Origin of the sequence: Streptacidiphilus fuscans (assembly GCF_015690355.1) — a bacterium.
Lineage (GTDB): Bacteria > Actinomycetota > Actinomycetes > Streptomycetales > Streptomycetaceae > Streptacidiphilus > Streptacidiphilus fuscans.
This window is the reverse complement of sequence record NZ_JADPRT010000022.1, coordinates 87,470-106,497: the sequence shown is the minus strand read 5'-3', so window position 1 is coordinate 106,497 and position 19,028 is coordinate 87,470. Positions and strand designations below refer to the sequence as shown.

The 19,028-nt window shown below is 70.9% G+C and carries 17 protein-coding genes and 1 pseudogene; 11 read left to right on the top strand and 7 right to left on the bottom strand.

All coding sequences use genetic code 11. From position 1 onward, the window contains the following. Positions 1-207 precede the first annotated feature (207 nt). The 4 genes from I2501_RS36040 to I2501_RS36025 all read left to right on the top strand — a co-directional run bounded on the left by I2501_RS36040 (position 208) and on the right by I2501_RS36025 (position 6,547). Positions 208-1,227 (top strand): LacI family DNA-binding transcriptional regulator, encoded by a 1,020-nt coding sequence (locus I2501_RS36040; protein WP_196194099.1) that lies wholly within the window; start codon positions 208-210, stop codon positions 1,225-1,227. Between the two features lie 283 nt (positions 1,228-1,510). Continuing rightward, positions 1,511-2,512, top strand: coding sequence for a phosphotriesterase family protein (locus tag I2501_RS36035; protein ID WP_328806348.1), 1,002 nt, complete (start codon positions 1,511-1,513; stop codon positions 2,510-2,512). Next, positions 2,493-5,378 carry a helix-turn-helix transcriptional regulator gene (locus I2501_RS36030; protein WP_196194097.1) on the top strand — a complete coding sequence of 962 codons (2,886 nt, stop codon included), beginning with the start codon at positions 2,493-2,495 and terminating at the stop codon, positions 5,376-5,378. Before I2501_RS36035 ends, I2501_RS36030 begins: the two co-directional genes overlap by 20 nt. 158 nt (positions 5,379-5,536) lie before the next feature. Next, complete coding sequence (locus I2501_RS36025; protein ID WP_196194096.1) at positions 5,537-6,547, top strand: RNA polymerase sigma factor; 1,011 nt, start codon at positions 5,537-5,539, stop codon at positions 6,545-6,547. 25 nt (positions 6,548-6,572) lie between these two features. Here the strand turns inward: I2501_RS36025 and I2501_RS36020 are convergent, their stop codons facing one another. From I2501_RS36020 to I2501_RS36005, 4 genes are all read right to left on the bottom strand, one after another. Beyond that, a complete protein-coding gene (locus tag I2501_RS36020; protein WP_196194095.1) occupies positions 6,573-7,445 on the bottom strand; it encodes an alpha/beta fold hydrolase in 873 nt (290 codons plus the stop codon). After that, positions 7,445-8,140, bottom strand: coding sequence for an alpha/beta fold hydrolase (locus I2501_RS36015; protein ID WP_328806347.1), 696 nt, complete (start codon positions 8,138-8,140; stop codon positions 7,445-7,447). Before I2501_RS36015 ends, I2501_RS36020 begins: the two co-directional genes overlap by 1 nt. Before the next feature lie 163 nt (positions 8,141-8,303). Beyond that, positions 8,304-9,782 (bottom strand): UbiD family decarboxylase, encoded by a 1,479-nt coding sequence (locus tag I2501_RS36010; RefSeq protein WP_196194094.1) that lies wholly within the window; start codon positions 9,780-9,782, stop codon positions 8,304-8,306. Next, positions 9,779-10,402: a non-oxidative hydroxyarylic acid decarboxylases subunit B gene (locus tag I2501_RS36005; RefSeq protein ID WP_196194093.1), complete on the bottom strand. Its 624-nt coding sequence runs from the start codon at positions 10,400-10,402 to the stop codon at positions 9,779-9,781. The genes I2501_RS36010 and I2501_RS36005 overlap by 4 nt, the downstream gene beginning before the upstream one ends. A gap of 61 nt (positions 10,403-10,463) precedes the next feature. On the opposite strand from I2501_RS36005, the gene I2501_RS36000 reads away from it, so the two are divergent. After that, positions 10,464-10,931, top strand: coding sequence for a MarR family transcriptional regulator (locus tag I2501_RS36000; protein WP_196194092.1), 468 nt, complete (start codon positions 10,464-10,466; stop codon positions 10,929-10,931). Positions 10,932-11,063: 132 nt separating this feature from the next. After that, on the top strand, positions 11,064-12,071 hold the full coding sequence (locus I2501_RS35995; RefSeq protein ID WP_196194091.1) for a hypothetical protein: 1,008 nt from the start codon (positions 11,064-11,066) through the stop codon (positions 12,069-12,071). A 353-nt stretch (positions 12,072-12,424) separates the two neighbouring features. Here I2501_RS35995 and I2501_RS35990 read toward each other — a convergent pair whose 3' ends face one another. Both I2501_RS35990 and I2501_RS35985 read right to left on the bottom strand, forming a co-directional pair. Beyond that, on the bottom strand, positions 12,425-12,625 hold the full coding sequence (locus I2501_RS35990) for a 3-keto-5-aminohexanoate cleavage protein (protein WP_408022729.1): 201 nt from the start codon (positions 12,623-12,625) through the stop codon (positions 12,425-12,427). A 90-nt stretch (positions 12,626-12,715) separates the two neighbouring features. Further along, on the bottom strand, positions 12,716-13,327 hold the full coding sequence (locus I2501_RS35985) for an SMI1/KNR4 family protein (protein WP_196194090.1): 612 nt from the start codon (positions 13,325-13,327) through the stop codon (positions 12,716-12,718). Positions 13,328-13,401: 74 nt separating this feature from the next. On the opposite strand from I2501_RS35985, the pseudogene I2501_RS35980 reads away from it, so the two are divergent. Next, positions 13,402-14,319, top strand: a pseudogene (locus tag I2501_RS35980) (transcriptional regulator); the annotation flags it as partial. Between the two features lie 63 nt (positions 14,320-14,382). Then, complete coding sequence (locus tag I2501_RS35975; RefSeq protein WP_408022728.1) at positions 14,383-14,916, top strand: NUDIX hydrolase; 534 nt, start codon at positions 14,383-14,385, stop codon at positions 14,914-14,916. Between the two features lie 240 nt (positions 14,917-15,156). On the opposite strand, the gene I2501_RS35970 is transcribed toward I2501_RS35975, so the two are convergent. Continuing rightward, positions 15,157-16,308, bottom strand: coding sequence for an acyl-CoA dehydrogenase family protein (locus tag I2501_RS35970; RefSeq protein ID WP_328806346.1), 1,152 nt, complete (start codon positions 16,306-16,308; stop codon positions 15,157-15,159). A gap of 102 nt (positions 16,309-16,410) precedes the next feature. Between I2501_RS35970 and I2501_RS35965 the strand changes: the two genes are divergently transcribed. The 3 genes from I2501_RS35965 (at position 16,411) to I2501_RS35955 (ending at position 19,001) form a co-directional block, all read left to right on the top strand. After that, a complete protein-coding gene (locus I2501_RS35965; RefSeq protein WP_236046172.1) occupies positions 16,411-17,181 on the top strand; it encodes a TetR family transcriptional regulator in 771 nt (256 codons plus the stop codon). 141 nt (positions 17,182-17,322) lie between these two features. After that, positions 17,323-17,700 (top strand): Zn-ribbon domain-containing OB-fold protein, encoded by a 378-nt coding sequence (locus tag I2501_RS35960; protein ID WP_196194088.1) that lies wholly within the window; start codon positions 17,323-17,325, stop codon positions 17,698-17,700. Between the two features lie 107 nt (positions 17,701-17,807). Continuing rightward, positions 17,808-19,001, top strand: a complete 1,194-nt coding sequence (locus tag I2501_RS35955) for a cation:proton antiporter (protein WP_196194087.1) — start codon at positions 17,808-17,810, stop codon at positions 18,999-19,001. The last annotated feature ends 27 nt before the right edge of the window (positions 19,002-19,028 follow it).

Sequence of the window (19,028 nt, the reverse complement as noted above, 5' to 3'; positions counted from 1 at the left end):
CTGGCGGTGAACGGTAGTGGGCATTTGACCGCTAAAACAAGAGCAAAGGCGCGGCCAATCCGGAGCGAACCGGCGCGGCTCCGGCCGGATCAGTGGCTCCACCTGCACAGAGGGCCAACCGCCACCCCTCACTCGGACTTGACCCCACCCGGGCAGATGGTTAGCTTGCAGGGCAACTTCATTTGTCCGGTCAAACTCTGGGGCCCCATGGTGACCATGAAGGACGTCGCGGAACGCGCCGGCGTCACGAAGCAGACGGTGTCCAACGTGATCACCGGCAGGGTCCACGTCAGCCCGGCGACGGCGGCGCGCGTCCGCGCGGCCATCGACGAACTCGGCTACACGCCCAACCTGGTGGCCCGTTCCCTGGCGACCGGCAGCACCCGGACGGTCGGGCTGATCGTCCCGACGGTCACCGGATCCTTCTACTCGGAGCTGACCGAGGAGGTCGAGGACGTCCTCGCGGTCCACGGCTACCACCTGCTGCTGGGCACCACCCGGCTCGACGGCGAGCGGGCCAAGCAGCACCTGACCGGCCTGACCAGCCGTCTGGTGGACGCCCTGCTGGTGGCCGGCGACGTCGGCCTGACCGAGCACCTGCCGGTGCTCGCGGACGCGCGCTTCCCGGTCGTGCTGTGCGCGTGGGAGGGCGAGGCCCCCGACACGCTGCCCGTGGTCACCATCGACTACGAGCGGGCCGGCTTCCTCGCGGGCCGCCACCTGCGGGAGCTCGGGCACGAACGGGTGGCCGTCCTCGGACACCCGGCCCACGCGCCCCGCATCGCCGGCTTCCGGCGCGCGTTCGCCAAGGACGGCATCACCGTGCCCGACCGTGCCGTCCACTTCGCCCCCGAGCCGACCCCGGCCGGCGGAATCGCCGCAGCGAACGCCGCCTTCGCGGCCGATCCGGACCTGACGGCCCTCTTCACCACCGAGGACCTGCTGGCCCTCGGCGCCCTTGAGGCGGCGAGAGCCGCCGGTCGCTCGGTACCGGACGACCTCTCCGTCGTCGGGCACGACGACACCATGGAGGCACGGCAGCTCAGCCGCCCCGCACTCACCACGGTGTCCCTGCCCAAGCGGGAGATGGCCCGCCAGGCCATCGAGGTGCTGATGCGCGCGGTCACCACATCCGAGGCCCCGACCAACGCGCTCCAACTGCTGCGCCCGACCCTGATCGTCCGCGCCAGCACCGGCCCCGCGGCCCCGGCGGGGCGCGGCCAGTAGCGGCAGACGTCGAAGCCCAAGACCTGAGCAGCCGTTCATCTGCACCAGGCGATCCCTCATGCTTCCTCGACGCCCCGCCCTCCCGCCCTGGCTTGCGCCCGCCACGAACCCGATGATGTGACCCACGTCACGCCGGAACGATCGAACTTCCCCCGCTTCCTCTCGTCTTGGCGGTGCCGTAGGCCATCGACCAGAGGGAACAGAGGGAGCAGTCATGTCGTCTCCGCTTCGAAGCGAGACTGCCGGGACCGAGACCGGGACCGGGACCGAGACCGTGGAAACCGTGCGAGGGCCGGTTGCGGCCGAGGAGCTCGGCACGGTTCTCGCGCACGAGCACGTCTTCGTCCTCGACGGCGAGGTCCACCGCAACTACCCGGAGCTGTGGGACGAGGAGCAGATCGTCGCTCAGGCGGTCGAGAAGCTCGGTGAGTTGGCCCGGCTGGGAGTGTCGACGATCATGGATCCCACAGTGGTGGGCCTCGGCCGCGACGTCGCGCGTGTGGCCCGGGTCAACGCGCAGGTGGACATCCACGTCGTGGTTGCCACGGGCCTCTACACCCTCAACGATGTACCCAACCTCTTCCGTTACCACGGGCCGGGCACACTGCTGGGGGGCGAGGAGCCGATGGTCGCGATGTTCGTCAAGGACCTCACCGAAGGAATCGCGGGGACCGGCATCCGTGCGGCGTTCCTGAAGTGCGCGATCGAGGAGTCACTGACGCCCGGCGTGGAGCGCGTCATGCGGGCGGTCGCGCGGGCGCACCTGATCACCGGCGCGCCGATCATGGTGCACACCAGCGCCGCCCACCGGACCGGGCTGGTGGCCCAGGACGTCCTGCGCGAGGAGGGCGTCGATCTCGGCGCCGTGGTCCTGGGCCACAGCGGCGACACAGCCGATGTGGACTACGTCCGCAGGCTGGTCGACCGGGGGTCGTACGTGGGCATGGACCGGTTCGGTCTGGATCTGCTGCTGCCGGGCGACGCACGCGTCGCGACGGTCGCGCGGCTCGCGGAGGAGGGCCTGGCGGAGCGGATGATGCTCTCGCACGACGCCTCCTGTCACATCGACTGGTTCCCGCCGGGGGTGCGCGAGGCGATCGCCCCGAACTGGAACTACCGCTACATCCACCAGTCGGTCCTGCCCGCGCTGCGTGCGGCCGGCGTCGGCGAGAAGCAGATCGAGACGATGCTGGTCGACACCCCGCAGCGCTTCCTGACGGCCGGGCGCACGGGCGCGCAGCAGGCACGTGCAGAGGGGCAGGGCCGTGGAGCAGCCGGCCGGTGATCGTAGTTCGGCGGACGCCATGACGCCCCTCGGCTCGACCGCTGTCGGCGCCGAACCCCTTGTCGGCGCCGAACCCCTCTTCGGCCGCGAGCGGGACCTGGCCCGGGTCTTGGGACACCTCGCCCGGGGCCCGCTGCCGGTCGGCCCGCTCGTGCTGTTGGGAGAGCCAGGCCTGGGCAAGACCGCCTTGCTGGCGGAGGTGGGCCGAAAGCAGGCGGCAGCGGGCGGACGAGTGCTGTACACCTCCGGAGTGCCCTACCTGGCCCAGCCCGGCTACTGCGCCCTCGCGCAGTTGCTGCACTCGGTGGGCGGCGGGCAGGCCGACCGCGGCTTCGGCGGCTCTCTCGCGGTGGCGCTCGGTTCGGACACCGGCGCCTCGCCGGAGTACGAGGCGGTCGCCCGTGACGTGGCGTCACTGGTCACGGATCTGGCGCGGGTTCAGCCGGTGCTGCTGGTCGTCGACGACGTGCAGTGGCTGGACCGCGCCAGCGCGGTGGTCCTGGGTCTGGTGGCGCGTCGGCTGGCGGGCACGGAGGTCGGGATGCTCTGTGCGGCCCGGCCGGGCGCGGAGACCTTCTTCGATCACCGTGGCCTGCCTGTCCACGAGTTGGGGCCGCTCGCCGATGCCGCGTCCGAGGAACTGCTGGCGCACCGGTTCCCGGCGCTGGTCCCTCGGGTGCGGCGGCGGCTGATGGCCGAGGCGCAGGGCAATCCGTTGGCGCTGCTGGAGTTGCCGGTCTCCCTGACCGACTCCCAGTGCGCCGCCTCCCGGCCGCTGCCCGAGCGGCTTCCGCTCAGCCGCAGGCTTCAGGACGCGTTCGCCTCCCGCGTCACCGCGCTGCCGGCGGCCACGCGGCACCTGTTGCTGATCGTCGCACTGGAGGGGAGCGGTGATCTTCAGGTCCTTCGGCGAGCGGTCGCGGGGCGTTCCCACCTCAAGCAGCTCGCCCCGGCCGAGAGCGCGCGGCTGGTCCTGGTCGACGATGCCTCCGGGCGGGTGCACTTCCGGCACTCGCTCACCCGTGCCGCCGTGGTGGAGCTGTCCAGCAGTGACCAGCGGCGCAGCGCGCACCGCGCCTTGGCGGACGCGTGGGCGGCGGTCCCGGAGCGTCAGGCGCGCCACCTGGCGCAGGCCGCGACGGCGCCGGACGAGGGCATTGCCGTCCTGCTCGAAGGCGCCGCCGCTTCGGCCGGGCGGCGCGGGGACGGTCAGGAGGCGGTCACGGCGCTGCTGCGTGCCGCCGATCTGAGCCCCGAGCCGGGAGCCAGGGCGCGGCGGCTGGCGGAGGCGGCGTACCTGAGCGCGAACATCACCGGGGACCTTCGCGACGTGCCGCGGCTGCTCGACGATGCGCGCCGGGCCGCGCCCGGAGCGGGCTCGGCGGTCGCGGCGGTGGCCGGCTCCGCGTACCTCCTCAACGGATCCGGCGATCTGGACACCGCGCACCGACTGCTCTCCGGCACCGTCGCGTTGGCGCCCGAGCCGCTGGGACCGGACGGACCGCTAGGACCGCCCGGACCGCCCGGACCGGACGACGCGACGCTCTTCGAGGCCTTGTACACGCTGATGATGGTGTGCTTCTTCAGCGGAAGGCCCGACATGTGGTCGGCGTTCGACGAGGCGCTCGGCAGGTGTGCCGACCCGCCTGCCCTGCTCACGCTCTCGCGGAGCACGTTCGGCGACCCGGCACGCGCACGGCCGGGCGACCTGCGGCAGTTGGACGCGGCGATCGCGGAGCTGTCCGGGGAGGGTGATCCGATGCGGATCGTCAGGGTCGCCACGGCCGCGGCCTACCTCGACCGCCTGGACGGGTGCATGGAGCCGCTCGAACGCGTGGTCCGCTCGGCTCGGAGCGGGGAGGGGGTGGTACCCGCGATCAACGCCCTGTTCCTGGTGGGCAACCATCTGATGCACACCGGGCAGTGGGAGCGGCTGCGTGAGGTCGCGGGCGAGGGGCTGGAGCTGTGCGAGGAATACGACTACCCGATGCTCGCCTGGGTCGGGAGGTTCGTCCTGGCCTTCCCCGCTGCGGCGTGCGGCGACTGGTCGACGGCCCGTCAGCTGACCGATCAGATGGATCAGTGGGCCGGACCCCGGCGGGTCGAGGTGGTGCGCTCCTACGCCGCCCACGTGCGCGCCGTCGCCGCGCTCACCCAAGGGGATCCGGAGGAGGCATACCGGCAGGCGGCTCTCGTCGCGCCGGCCGGAAAGCTGCCGGCTCTGGTACCGCACGCGCTGTGGCTGGTCCTTGACCTGGTCGAGGCGGCGGTGCGCAGCGGACGCCAGCGGGAGGCGCGGGAGCATGTCGCCGCCGCGCAGGAGGCGCGCATCGAACAACTCTCGCCCCGGCTGCGGATGTTGCAGTCGGCTGCCTCCGCGTTTGCCTCCGGTGACGTGGACCACCCCGGCTTCACCGACGCCCTGACTGTCGACGGAGGCGCGCGCTGGCCGTTCGACCTTGCACGCATCCAGCTGTACTACGGCGAGCAGCTGCGCCGGAGCAAGGCCGTCGCCAGGGCACGCGACCAACTGACCGCGGCAGCAGAGGGTTTCGTCCGGTTGGGTGCCCGGCCCTGGGCGGAGCGCGCCCGGCAGGAACTGCGCGCCTGCGGTGGCCGAGGGCTTCCGTCGTCCGATCCGCGCCCGGCGCCGTTGACGCCGTTGACGCCGTTGACGCCGTTGACGCCGCAGCAATGGGAGATCGCGCGCCTCGCCGCAGCCGGCCTGTCCAACAAGCAGATCGGTGCACGGCTCTTCCTCTCGCCGCGCACCGTCTCCACCCATCTCTACCAGCTCTTCCCGAAGCTGGGGGTGACCTCCAGAGCCGCCCTGCGCGACGCACTGCAGGAACTGGAGCTCGGCTGAATGGATCTGGGGCTCGGTCGACGCGGATCGAGACTACGTCGAATGGCTCAATCCCCGGTGCCCGCACGTGTCCTACCGTTGGTCCTCGAGACCGTGCCGTGCAGCCGGCTTCCGGCCCTGGGAAGCAGCGGCAAGGCGGCGAGGAAGAGGGGGTGGCGATGCGCCAGAACTCGGGTGCGGGCACAGCGGATCAGGATTCGGCACTGACACGGGCGGCCCAGGCCGGCGATGTCGTGGCGCTGGGACTGCTCCTGGAGGAGCACCGGGCGGGGATGCGCGCGGTGGCGTTGAGCATCCTCGGTCCCGGCCCGGAGGCAGAGGACGCTCTCCAGGAAGCGGCACTGATCGCGCTGCGCAGCATCGCGACCGTACGCAACCCGGAGGCGGTGGGTGCGTGGCTTCGGGCCGTCGTGCGCAACCGGTGCCGCGACGCGCTCCGCGAGGCGCGACGGCACGTGCCGCTCGACACACTGGCGCCGCCGCCGGACCCCGGCGCGGGCCCGGAGCAACTGCTCGAACACCACGCGATGCGCGACTGGGTGTGGGCGGCCATCGAGGAACTGTCGCCCGCCCTGCGTCTGCCGATGGTCCTACGCTACTTCACCGAGGGCCTGACGGAGTACCAGCACATCGCCCAGGTGTGCGGGGTGCCGCTGGGAACGGTGCGCAGCCGTCTGAGCCAAGGGCGGGCCAAACTCGCCGAAGCCCTGGCGGCGACGGCCGCCACCGCGCACAGCGACGCCCGCATGCGCGCCGGAGCCAGCTGGGACGAGGCGTTCGACATGCTCTCCGCCGCCGAAGCCGGGCACTTCGGCAGAGTGGTCGACACGCACTGGTCCCCCGACGCGTCCCTGATGAGCGGCCTGACCCGGTTGGGCGACCGGGCGCTGGTCCGCGACGCCATGGACGGCTCCCTGGCTGCCGGGGTGCGCCAGAAGCCGGTCGGCGTGGCAGCCGGGAGTTCCGTGGTGGTGTGGGAGATGGACATGATCAACCCCGCCGACGCCCCGGACCACTGCCCGCCCGCCCTGGCCTGGGTCATGTCCCGGAAGGAAGGGCGGGTCGCCGAACTGCGTCTGTACCACCCCCTGCCGCTGGACAGCCCCTTCACGCCCGACCTCTACGCCCAGACCTGGCGCGATGTGGCCCACCCGGCACCGGTCGACTAGAACTCCCGGCCTGGATTAGGTCCGTTCAGCTGATCGCCTCGGCGGCCTCCACGATGAGATCGGCGACGATCCTCGGGTGGCTGATCATCGCGACGTGGGACGAGAGCGGCACCTCGACGACCTTGCGCGCGTTCGCGCGGCTGTACATCCAGCGCTCGCACGCCGGCGGGATCGCCTTGTCCTGTCCGGCGACCAGCCCCCACGACGGGATCGTCTTCCAGGCTGCCGCCGTGGTCGGGTAGACGAACGAGTCGGCGTCGAACGGCCGCTGCGTGGCCTGCAGGACCCGGAAGGCAGCGGTCGTGAGGTCGGCCGCGAAGGCCGCCTGGCCGTCCTTGCTCAGGTACAGATCGGTTCCGGTCGTGCCGTCGGCCTTCGTGTACGGGACCGGCACGCTGACCGGCTCGACCTCGCTGCCGGGGAACTTGGTGATGAGCTCCCCCTGCGTCTCGCCCACGTCGGGCACGAACGCGGCGATGTAGACCAACGCCTTCACGTTGGCCTTCCCTGCGGCGGCGTTCGTGATGACCGTGCCGCCCATGGAGTGTGCGACCAGCACGACCGGCCCGCTGATCGAGTCGAGCAGACTCCCGATGTACGGGGCGTCGGTCGGGATACCCCGCAGCGGATTCGACCCGCAGACCGTGGTGTAGCCCTGGTCCTGCAACTCCTGGATGGTGGCGTTCCAGCAGGACGAATCGGCGTAGCCGCCGTGCACCAGCACGACGGTCGGCTTCGCGGCGGGGCTGCCGCCACCACTGCGGGGTGCCTCGGCGGCGGAGGTGGCGGAGGCGGCAGAAGCCGCAGAAGCAGCGGCGAACTGCCCGATCACGGCGGCCGATCCGGCCAGCGCCGCGCCGGTGGCGAGCACTCTGCGGCGGGTGAGGTCGTCGGCCATCACTTGCCTCCCGCAGCACGGACGATGACCGCGGCCACGGTCGCCGGGTCGGAGACGTAGATCGCGTGGCTGCCGGGGGCCTCGCTGACGGTGGAGCCGGCACGCTCGGCCATGGCGCGCTGCGCGGGCGGCGGGATCATGCGGTCGTCGGCGGCGACCAGGTACCAGGACGGCTTGGTCCGCCAAGCCGGCTCGGAGACCACGCCACCCAGTGCCTCCAGGCCCCACGGCACTTGGGAGTCGGCCATGAACGCGGCCAGCCTCTCGGGGACGTCGGCGGCGAAAGAGGCGGCGAACTTCTCCCGGTCCAGGAAGAGGAAGCCGTCCTGCGGCGGCAGGATGGGCGGCACCGGCGCGCCTGGCGCGGGGTCGGCGATCAGCGTGTTCACCGACTCGCCCTTGTCGGGCGCGAACGCGGTGATGTAGGCGAGGGCGGCCACGTTGGGGTGGTTGCCGGCCTCGGAGATGACGGCCCCGCCGTAGGAGTGGCCGACCAGCACGGCGGGCCCGTCCAGACCGTCCAGCACCTGATGGGTGGCGGCGACGTCCCCGGCCAGCGAGACCGTCGCGTTCTGCACCACCGCCACCCGGTACCCCTGCTCGGCCAGCGCGTCGTAGACGCCCTGCCAGCCCGACCCGTCCACGAACCCGCCGTGCACCAGCACGACGTTCCTGGCTTCCTGACCTGCGCTCACAGCACTTCCTCCATCTGAGTGGGAGTCAGTGCCACGGTAGACAGCGGGACCTCGCCGTCGATTGCGTCAAATGACGTACTTCCAGGGCCGTTCCCGCGAACGTTCTCGACCGGGACGGCCACCGGTGGTGCGAGGCGGGGCGGGGCTTGTGCGGGTGTGGGTGCTACTCGTTGGTGTCCCAGTGGTCGAGGACACGCTGGCGGATGTGGGCGGGGTACGCCTCGGCGAACGAGCTCTGCGGCATGCGTCCCTGTCCGCGGGCGGGTTCGAGCCCGTCGTGGACGACGACGGGGCCGGTCGCGGCCTCCCGTTCGCTGTCGAGGTAGCAGTGCAGCAGCGGAAAGACGAAGCCGTTCCAGGTCTCGGCCCGCTGGGTGGGGTGGATGCGGGTGGCCAGGGCCCACAGCAGGTCGGCGTCGTCGGCCGGGTCGATGTCGTCGTCGAAGACGAAGATCCGCGAGTTGAGCCTTCCGGTGCGCGCCTCCTCGTTGACGACCTTCCCGATCCGGTGGGTGAACTCCTGGGAGTCGACGCCGGGGAGCAGCTCTCGCCAGTTCTCGGGGACGGTGACGACGAGCCAGTGGGTCGCCGCGCGCAGCGGGGACCAGGCGGTGGTGATCGGGAGGCCGGCGGCGCGCAGGTCGTGGAGGACCTCGGCGGCGATGCCGGTGCCGGTGACGGTGTGGTACTCGTCCACCGGGCGGCCCTCGGGGACGATCGGCCAGATCGGGTCGTCGCGGTGGGTGATGCACTCCACGGTGTAGACGGGCTGGAGAGCCGTCTCCAGGGGGATGTAGCCGGCGAACTCCCCGAAGGGGCCCTCGACGGCGGTACGTTCGACGGACAGGTGACCCTCGATCACGATCTCCGCGCTCGCGGGGACCTTGAGGTCGGACAGCTCGCACGTGACGACTTCGAGGGGCTCGCCGTACAGCGCGCCGATGTAGCCGGCATCGTCCATGCCCTCCGGGATCGAGATGCCGCCCACGACGGGGATCGCCGGGTCGCCGCCCTGGACGAGCGCGTACGGCATGGGCTTGCCGATCTTGACCCATTCCTGCCAGACGAGGGCGATGTGCTGGGGCAGCGTGACCATGCCGGTCATGTGCTTGCCGTCGATCATCATGACCCGGGCGATGGACCAGTTGGTCCACCCGCCGTCGGGAGTACGGGCGACCAGGACGCCCCAGGTGTTGGCGTAGCGGCCGCCGTCCTGCTCGTGCACGCGCGGCACGGGGAAGCGGTCCAGCGTGGCGTCGTCACCGGTCAGGACGTTCTGCTTGCACGGGGCCTCGTCCCGCGAGACCAGCTTCGGCGGCACCGGCGGCAGGTCGCGGGTCTCGACGAGGTGGTCCACCAGCTGAGCGGGGGTCAGGTCCGGGGACAGGCCCAGGGACAGGGCGACGCGCGCCAGCGGCTTTCCGGGGACGGAGCTGAGCGCCGCGGGCCCGCCCAACAGGCGGAAGCCCGGCTCGACGCCGGCGACGTTCTCGAACAACGAGGCGGGGGCGGTGCGCTCGCACCCCAGGCGGGTGATGGCGGCGGCCTCCAGGTCCCAACTGACCTCGCGCCGCACGCGCGTGAGGTCGCCGATGGCTTCGAGTGCCGCGATGTACTCGCGGAGATCCTTGTGGCGGTTCACCGTGAAACTTCCTCTCTGACGTTCCTTCCCTGCGCCGTGGGCCGGTGGGTGGCTGCGGAGCGCATGCCCTCCCAACGCCGGGCTCGGGAAGCCTTGATGTCGAACTGGTCCAGGACGCGCGCCACGATGTGGTCGACGATGTCGTCGACTGTCGCGGGGTGGTTGTAGAAGGCGGGCATGGGCGGCACGATCGAGGCGCCCATGCGGGCGAGCGCGAGCATGTTGTCCAGGTGGATCTCGCTGAGAGGGGTCTCGCGGGGCACGAGGACGAGCTTGCGGCGTTCCTTGAGCGTGACGTCCGCGGCGCGGGCGACCAGGCCGTCCGCGTACCCGGTGCGGATCCCGGCGAGCGTCTTCATGCTGCACGGGATGATCACCATCCCGTCCGTGCGGAACGAGCCGGACGAGATGGACGCCCCCTGGTCGTCCGGGGTGTGCACGACGTCGGCCAGTTCGGCCACGTCACGGGTGCTCAGACCCGTCTCCAGCTCGATGGTGGCCCGTGCCCAACGGGACAGCACCAGGTGGGTCTCCACATGGTCCTGGTCGCGCAACTCCTCCAGGAGCCGCACACCCAGCACGGCCCCCGTCGCCCCGGTCATCCCGACGATGAGCCGCATATTAGTCTCCTTCTACAACCTTCAGTGGACTGAGCGTCTGTGTACTGAATATAATCGGTTCATGGCTACGGAGACAACCCCGGACGGGACGAAGAACGAGATGAAGGTGGAGGACGCCCTGCCGCACCAGCTGCGGCGCGGCATGCAGGCGTGGACCACGATGTGGCAGCAGCACTTCCAGGAACTGACCACGCCCCAGTACGCGGTGCTGGCCCTGCTCGACGAGCACGGCTCGCTCGACCAGTCCGCTCTCGGCGCCCTCGCCGCCATGGACCGCTCGACCCTGAGCACCCTGCTCGACCGGCTGGAGACCCAGAAACTCGTCAGCAAGGCCGTCGAGCCGACCAACCGCCGCCGCCGTATCGTCACGCTGACGGACGCCGGGCGGGCACGCCTGAACGAGGCCACCCCCAAGATGGCCCGGCTCATCGAAGACCTTGAGCAACTCTTCGGCCCGGACGACATGCGCCGCCTCGTACTGCTTCTGCGCAGGCTCGGAGACGTGCCTTCGCTGCAGCCCGACTCCTGACGTGCGCCCCCGCGCAGCCGTCCCGCAGCAACGCGCGAGGGCCCCCTTCCGGAGCGGAAGGGGGCCCTCGCGACGAACGCAATCAGATCCGGGTGGTCATGGAGGTGGTGCCTGAGTCGCTACGGTTGAGCCGTGACCGCGAAGCCGGGCCCGCCGCCGCAGGAACCCTCCGGCCACGTCCCTGCACCGGCCACGACCGATCCTGACCACAGCCGAACCGAACAGGGGCCGGACGTGCACATCGAAGACGTCCTCGAATCCGCCGCAGAGCTACTGCCGAGCGGCCGAGCCGAAGTCGCCCGTGCCCTCGTCGCCAAGGGCGACCACGCTGCCGCCCTGAGTGCCCTCGCCGAAGCCGCGGACCAGTACCCCGCACCGTCGCGCTTCTGGGAGTTCCTCACCGACGCCGCCGAACAACTGCCCGGCGAACCCGACGCCGAGTGGTACCGCTGGCGCACCACCGAGGCGCTTCGCGGGCAACTGCGCATCGAGCTCACCCTCGTCACGGACGCCGGCATCGCGCCGATCCCACCGGGACGAGGGCTGCAACCCCAGTGGGACCTGGGCGAGCAGGCCGTCAGCAGCTACCGCGCGGTGCGCGTGGCGGCGCTGTGGCTGGAGGAGGGCGACGAGCCCCTTCGCAGCGGTGGCCGAGCCTTCGGACGGCTGCTCCCCCTGGACGAAGCGGACTGGCACAACCTGATGCCGGGCGATGTGATCACCATGCGCGACGGGGAACGAGCCGTCGGCAGCGCCACCGTGCTCGACGTGACCTGGCCCGATCCCCCCGCCGAGCAGGCACCCGCCCTGTTGCCGCCCGGCCTCGGCGACCTTCCCCTCCCGCCGCCGCCGACCCGTCGGGTCCGCACCAGGTCCCATACCGAGCACACCACCTGGCCCAACCCCGACTGCCCCGTCCAGGTCTCCGCCCTGATCCCGAACCTGCGGTATCGGTACGTCCGCGTCATGCGCGCGAACGGCTCCGTCGGCCAGCCCTACCCGTGCGCCACCCAGGCCGAGTTCGTCCGCCACGTGACCCAGGAGCGCCCCGACGTCGATCCCCAGAACCCGGCCGAGGTCCATTGGGACGACCACCCCGACATCTGGCCCGGGCAAGGTTCTCGGCGTGGTAGCGACTGAGCAGGCGCCCTTCCGGGCTCGGAAGGGCGCCTGTTCGACTGACGCAATCAGGCCACTGACCTGCTCTTTTATCCCTACGGCAGGTTGCGCGCCATGACGATGGGCTGGACCTGGTTGGTGCCCTCGTAGATCTGGGTGGTCTTCGAGGTGGGGTTCCTCGGCCCGGGCTTTTGGCCCAAGCCAAGGCCCTGACCAGCAGAAATGCCTCTCGCGGTCGTCTGTTGCTTCGACCCGCCGGCGAAAGACCCAGTCCTCCTCGTCGTGGCCGTCCCCCACCAGCGTCCAAGTCCCGGGCTACTTTGGCTGGCTCTTGGGTCCGCGACGGCACCTTCTACAAGCCCCGGCCTGCCTAATCAGCTTGATTCATCCAACTGCGGTGTGTGCTGGATGATCTGGCGTGCTGCGCGGATGAGGGCGGCGTTGCCTGAGGCGGAGGTGCCGTCGGGGAGATGGAGGACATCTTCCAAGCCGATACGGGCATCCAGGCGGCGGGAGGCTGCAAGTCGCAGGATCGGCCAGGCGCTGGCGTCTTCACCGTGCAAGAGAATCGGCACGGCAACCGCTTTGAGTTCATCCAGCAGGCCAGTTGCGGCGTGGAGCGCGTCCCGCGGGGGTGGCCTCGGTGCCCCGAGCGCCGCAATCGCCTAGCCGGACGCCGGGCCTGCGGAGATGCTCAGTCGGTCGTGACGCCAGTCGGACTTCATCGTCCAACGGCGCTGTGGGGAGCGCATCGCCCGAACGTTCGGGATCTCGCCTCGTGCGCTCCCGAGCAGAACGTCGACCATACCCATCTCGAACCGATAGGTAGTCACGAGCCCACGCGCCCACATCACCACCGGCCACCGATCGGGATCGCCATCCGAAGTGAGCCAGAAGTACAGGTCGCCCTGCTCGTTCTCGCCCCAGATCAGCAGGCCTTCGCGTTCCGGGAACATCCGGTACGCCGGCTTGGTGTCGTCTTCCTCGTCCAGCTCCGAGCCGAAGAGGTCGTCCATTTCCGAGGCATGCCACTCGACGTAGCCCTTGAAGCCGGTCTCGTGCCGTCCCGGAAGCAGACATGAGGTGGGTGCGTGCACGTGGCAGGCCAGAGAATCAGGCGTGCCGAACCCGCCCGCACCGTAGAGGTCGACGAAGGCCCGGTAGTCCGACGGAAAGTCCATGCCGATCTCTGCCCGGGACCGCTCCCACGGAGGGGAAGCCACCGGCACAGCAGGGGGCGGAAACAGCTTCGCGAGCTGGCTCAGGGCGTTCGGCATGCTGCCCTCCTGCTGGTCGCTCTCGGTCGAGGATGAGGCGACAGCGTACAAGGCCTTGGAAAGGCGAGATTGCCAGCCCAGGCCCGCCACCCATGGCCAACACGACGGACGTGGACATGCTGCGAGCCGCCCGCACCCGGTACGAGCACATGTATCGGTCCGCCGGCGGGGTCGCGACCAAGGGTCGTGTCGTCGGGTTCCTGACCGGGCACACTGCACCGCTGCTGCGTGGCTGCTACAGCGACCAGGTCGGCCGGGAGCTCTACCGCGCGTCCGGCGGGTTAGCCGCGATCGCCGGGATCTGCGCCTACGACAGTGACGCCCAGGGCCTGGCGCAACGCTACTTCCATCACGCGCTACGCCTCGCGAAGGCCTCCGGGGACCGGGCGTTCGGCGGCTACGTCATCGCGCTGCTCGTCAACCAGGCTGTCTTTCTCAAGGACTACCGCCAGGCTGTCGCGTTCGCCGAGGCAGGCCTGCGCACGGCGGGGGCCCACATCAGCCCGGCGCTGGCGACGGACCTACACGCCATGCAGGCGAAGGCGTTCGCCCGGATGGGCGACATCGGCAGCGCTCGCCGGGCCATGGAACGCGCCGAGCAGGCCGCCGCCCGTATCGGCACGCGTGAGGAGCCACCGGAGACGGGGTACGTGCAGCCGGGATTGGTCGAGGCGCAGTTCGCGGAGGCACTCATCAGCATGGAGGACTGGAGTCCCGCGCACACCTACGCCGCTGAGGCCGTCCGCACCCAGGCGCACGCCCGCGGGCGCGTGCACCGCCTCGCGACCCTGACCACGGTGGACCTCGGCCGAGGTGACGCCGAGCAGGCTGCGGCACACGCCGTCGAGGCCCTGGACGCCGCGGCGGGCATGGAGTCGCAGCGGCTCCGGGACCCGTTCCTCGCGCTGCGCCTCAAGCTGGTCCGCAACGGCGGCAGGGCGGCGACAGATGTCGTCGAGCAAATCGACGCTTCCCTGTCCGTACCCATGTAGCCGCAGGCGGCTGCGGTAGCGTCGGGGCCACCAGAACCGGGTGGCAAGGGCGGGAGCACGGGCGTGTCGGTGTGGAAGAACCTCGGCGAACAGACGGTTTACGCGAACCAGTGGTTCAAGATCAACCTTGCTGACGTTGAGCTCCCAGACGGACGCCACCTCGACCACTACCTGATGCGGCTACGCCCCGTCGCCTTGACCGCCGCGGTGAACGCGGACGACGAGGTGCTGCTCCTGTGGCGGCACAGGTTCATCACCGACTCCTGGGGCTGGGAGCTCCCGGCCGGTGTCGTCGACGACGGCGAGACCATCGAGCAGGCCGCCGCGCGTGAGCTCCTGGAAGAGACCGGCTGGCGCATCGGCCCTCTGCACCCGCTGCTCACTGTCGAGCCGTCGAACGGGCTCACCGACGCCCGGCACCACGTGTTCTGGGCCGAGGGCGCGGAGTACGTCGGTCACCCGCAGGACGACTTCGAATCCGAGCGCCGCGAGTGGGTTCCGCTGGCTCGGGTGCCGGAGATGGTCGAGAAGGGCGAGATCCGTTCCGCGAACGCGGTCGCCGCGCTGCTCCTGCTGCACAAGCGGCGGTGCCGCTGACGCTGGATCACGCGGGACTGCTGCCGGGAAACGTCCGGGTAGCACGTCGGCACCGTGATCGGGCCGTCGGCGGGACGAAACGGCAGGGTGGCGGTCCGGTTGGGGCCGCCCTTGCGTGGCAGGCGGCGGGGGCGCCTTGGCTTGCCCGAGCGGGCGCGGTGCCAACGCAGCATTCTGATACGCCGAGGGCCCGGCCGAGAGATCGGCAGGGCCCTCCTACGCATAGCTGCTGACGTGCTGTTACGGCAGGTTGCGCGCCATGACGATGCGCTGGACCTGGTTGGTGCCCTCGTAGATCTGGGTGATCTTCGCGTCGCGCATCATGCGCTCCAGCGGGTAGTCACGGGTGTAGCCGTAGCCGCCGAGGAGCTGGACCGCGTCGGTGGTGATCTCCATGGCGACGTCGGAGGCGAAGCACTTGGCCGCCGCGCCGAAGAAGGTCAGGTCGGAGTCGACGCGCTGGGACTTGGCCGCCGCCGCGTACGTGAGCTGACGGGCCGCCTCCAGCTTCATCGCCATGTCGGCGAGCATGAACTGGATGCCCTGGAACTCGGCGATCGCCTTGCCGAACTGCTTGCGCTCCTGGACGTAGCCCTTGGCGTAGTCCAGCGCGCCCTGGGCGACGCCGAGGGCCTGGGCGGCGATGGTGATGCGGGTGTGGTCGAGGGTCTTCATCGCGGTGGCGAAGCCGGTGCCCTCGGCGCCGATCATGCGGTCGGCCGGGATGCGGACGTTGTCGAAGTAGACCTCGCGGGTCGGCGAACCCTTGATGCCGAGCTTCTTCTCCGGCGCTCCGAAGGAGACGCCCTCGTCGCCCTTCTCGACCACGAAGGCGGAGATGCCCTTGGAGCGCTTCTCGGGGTCGGTGACGGCCATGACGGTGTAGTACTCCGACACGCCGGCGTTGGTGATCCAGCGCTTGACGCCGTTGAGCACCCAGAAGTCGCCGTCGCGCACCGCGCGGGTCTTCATGCCCGCGGCGTCGGAGCCCGCGTCCGGCTCGGAGAGGCAGTAGGAGAACATGCCCTCGCCCGCGGCCAGCGGGGAGAGGTACTTGCGCTTGAGCTCCTCGGAGCCGGACAGCACGACCGGCAGGGAGCCGAGCTTGTTGACGGCCGGGATCAGCGAGGAGGACACGCAGACGCGGGCCACCTCCTCGATCACCAGGACGGTGGCCAGCGCGTCGGCGCCGACGCCGCCGAACTCCTCCGGGACGTGCACGGCGTGCAGCTCGGCGGCGGTGAGCGCGTCGAGCGCCTCCTGCGGGAACCGGGCGTGCTCGTCGACATCCGCCGCGAACGGGGCGATCTTGGCCTCGGCCAGGGACCGGACCGTCTCGCGGAGCATCTGGTGCTCTTCGGAGATCTGGTACAGGTCGAAGTCTGCGCTCACGGTGGCTCCCGAGAAGGTGATGGCACTCAGTACCCTCGATTATGCACACTCAGTACCCCCCATGGGGAGCTCAGTGCCGGGTTCCAGTGTTACGTTCTGCACATGGGTGCAGCAGCAGCGGGAGCAGACGCGACCAAACCGGCTCCGACCATGCGGGATTCGCTGGTCAAGGCCGCCTTCCAGCTCTTCCTCGACCGGGGCTTCGAGCAGACCACCATCGACGACATCGTCGCCCTCGCGGGCGTCGGCCGACGCTCGTTCTTCCGCTACTTCCCCAGCAAGGAGGACGTGGTCTTCCCCGACCACGAGGGCTGCCTGGTCGAGATGACCGAGTACCTGCGCGACGCCCCCGCCGACGGCGATCCGGTGCAGCAAGTCTGCGAGGCGGCCCGGCTGGTGCTGCGGATGTACGCGGCCGACCCGCTCTTCTCGGTGCAGCGCTACCGGCTGACCCGCGAGGTCCCAGGGCTGCGCGCGCACGAACTCTCCGTCGTCTGGCGCTACGAGCTCGCGCTCGCCGAGCACCTGCGCGAGCGCGGCGCGGGACGTGCCGACGGCGCGCTGCGGGCGGACGTGGTGGCGGCGGCCGTGGTCGCCGCGCACAACCACGCCCTGCGCACGTGGCTGCGCGCGGACGGCGAGGGCGACGTGCAGGCGGCGATGAACGAGGCGCTCGGCTACGTCGCGCGCGCCTTCTCCGACACGGCGGAGCCGCGCGACGCGAGCGCTGATGCCGGCGGTGCGGCGAGCGTCAGCGGCGGCGGTGTCAGGGGCGAAAACCCGGACGAGGAGGTCGTGGTGCTGCTGGCCCGCAAGGGCACGCCGCTGTGGCGGGTGGTCCGCGACGTGGAGGATGCGCTCGGCGGCAGTTGAGCGAAGCACCCGAGAGCAAGGGAACGAACCGGGCGAAGCGGGCGAGGGCACTGAGTGCCTTTACGGGAGGCACTCAGTGCCATACAGTCGGCGTGGCATCAGCCGCTGAACGTCCTCCCCTCACCGTTCGCTGGAGCCCTCATGCCCGCAACCCTGACCCTGCCGTCCCTCGCGCCTCTCGCCGACCTGCCGTGCGACGAGCCGGAGCTGCGCTACCACCGCTGCCCCTGGTGCGGTTCGGCCACCGGACGGGCCGCGCTGCTCTGCCCGATCTGCGGCTGCCCGGAGCTGGTCGAGCGCGTCAGCGCCGGAACCGGCACCGTGCACCGGGTGCTGACGCCGCGTCACCGACAGTTCGGCTTCTACGAGACGCACTGCCTGGTCGTCATGGACGAGGGCTTCACCGTCCAGGCCTCCCTGGACGACGCGCTGCCCGGCACCGTGCCCGAGGGCACCCGGGTCCGCCTGGCCGACCCCGCTGACCAGGGACACCTGCCGATCTTCCGCGCCTGCGCCTGACGCGAGCCGCCGCGCCGCCCGGTTAAGCTCCTCACTCAATATCGGCGGAGATATCTGCGAGATATCGACGGAGATACCGGCGAAGCGCCGGCGGAGGCTGACGCGACGTGAGTTTCACGACCCTGGCGGTGATCTCGGCGGTCGCGCTGCTCGGCCCCCTGCTGGCGCTGCCGACGCAGTGGCGGTTGCCGGTGGTGCTGGGCGAACTGGTCGCCGGCGTGGTGCTGGGGCCGACGTTCCTCGGCTACCTGGACGCGAGCAACCCGACCTTCGCCTTCCTCGCCGACATCGGCTTCGCGCTGATCATGTTCGTGGCCGGGGCGCACGTCCCGGTCCGCGACCAGGCGCTGCGCAGCGGCCTGGGCAAGGGCTTCCTTCGGGCCGCGGCGATCGGCGCGATCGCGGTCGGCCCGGCCTTCGCCCTCTCGCGCGGCTTCCACACCGGGCACACCGCGATGTACGCGGTGCTGATCGCCTCGTCGTCGGCCGCGCTGATCCTACCGATCATCGACTCGCTCCGGCTCGGCGGCCCGCAGACGCTGGAGCTGCTGCCGCAGATCGCGCTCGCCGACACGCTCTGCATCGTCGCGCTGCCGCTGGCCGTGGACCCCGCGCACGCCGCACGCGCGGCGGTCGGTGCGGTGGCGGTCCTGGCCTGCGCGCTGGTGGTCTTCCTGATCCTGCGCCAGGGAGAGCGCTCGGGCCTGCGGCGGCGGATCCACCGGCTGTCCCAGCACCGCAAGTTCGCCCTGGAGCTGCGGATCAGCCTGACCATCCTGTTCGCGCTGGCGGCGCTGGCGACCCACACGCATGTGTCGATCATGCTGGCCGGGTTCTCCTTCGGCCTCGCCGTCGCGGGGACCGGCGAACCCCGGCGGCTGGCCAAGCAGTTGTTCGCGCTCTCGGAGGGCTTCCTCGGGCCGCTCTTCTTCGTCTGGCTCGGGGCCTCGCTCGACCTCAGCCAGCTCGTCGACCATCCGTCGGCGATCCTGCTCGGCGTGCTGCTGGGCGTCTCCTCCGTGGTCGCCCACGGACTGATGCGCCTCACCGGGCAGCCGGTGGCCTACGGCGTGCTGGCCTCCGCGCAACTCGGCGTCCCGGTCGCGGCGGCGACGCTCGGCACGCAGCTCCACCTGCTCGCGCCCGGCGAGGCCGCCGCCCTGCTGCTCGGCGCGCTGATCTGCATCGGCGCGGCGACCGTCGCAGGCGCCCTCGCCGCGCGCAAGGCCGGGAGCGCGGGAAGCGCGGCCGACTCGGGCAGCGGCTCAGGCGACCAGCCGAGTGCGCCCGCTCCTGCCTGACGGCCCGTCCGACCGCGAGTCCATCCC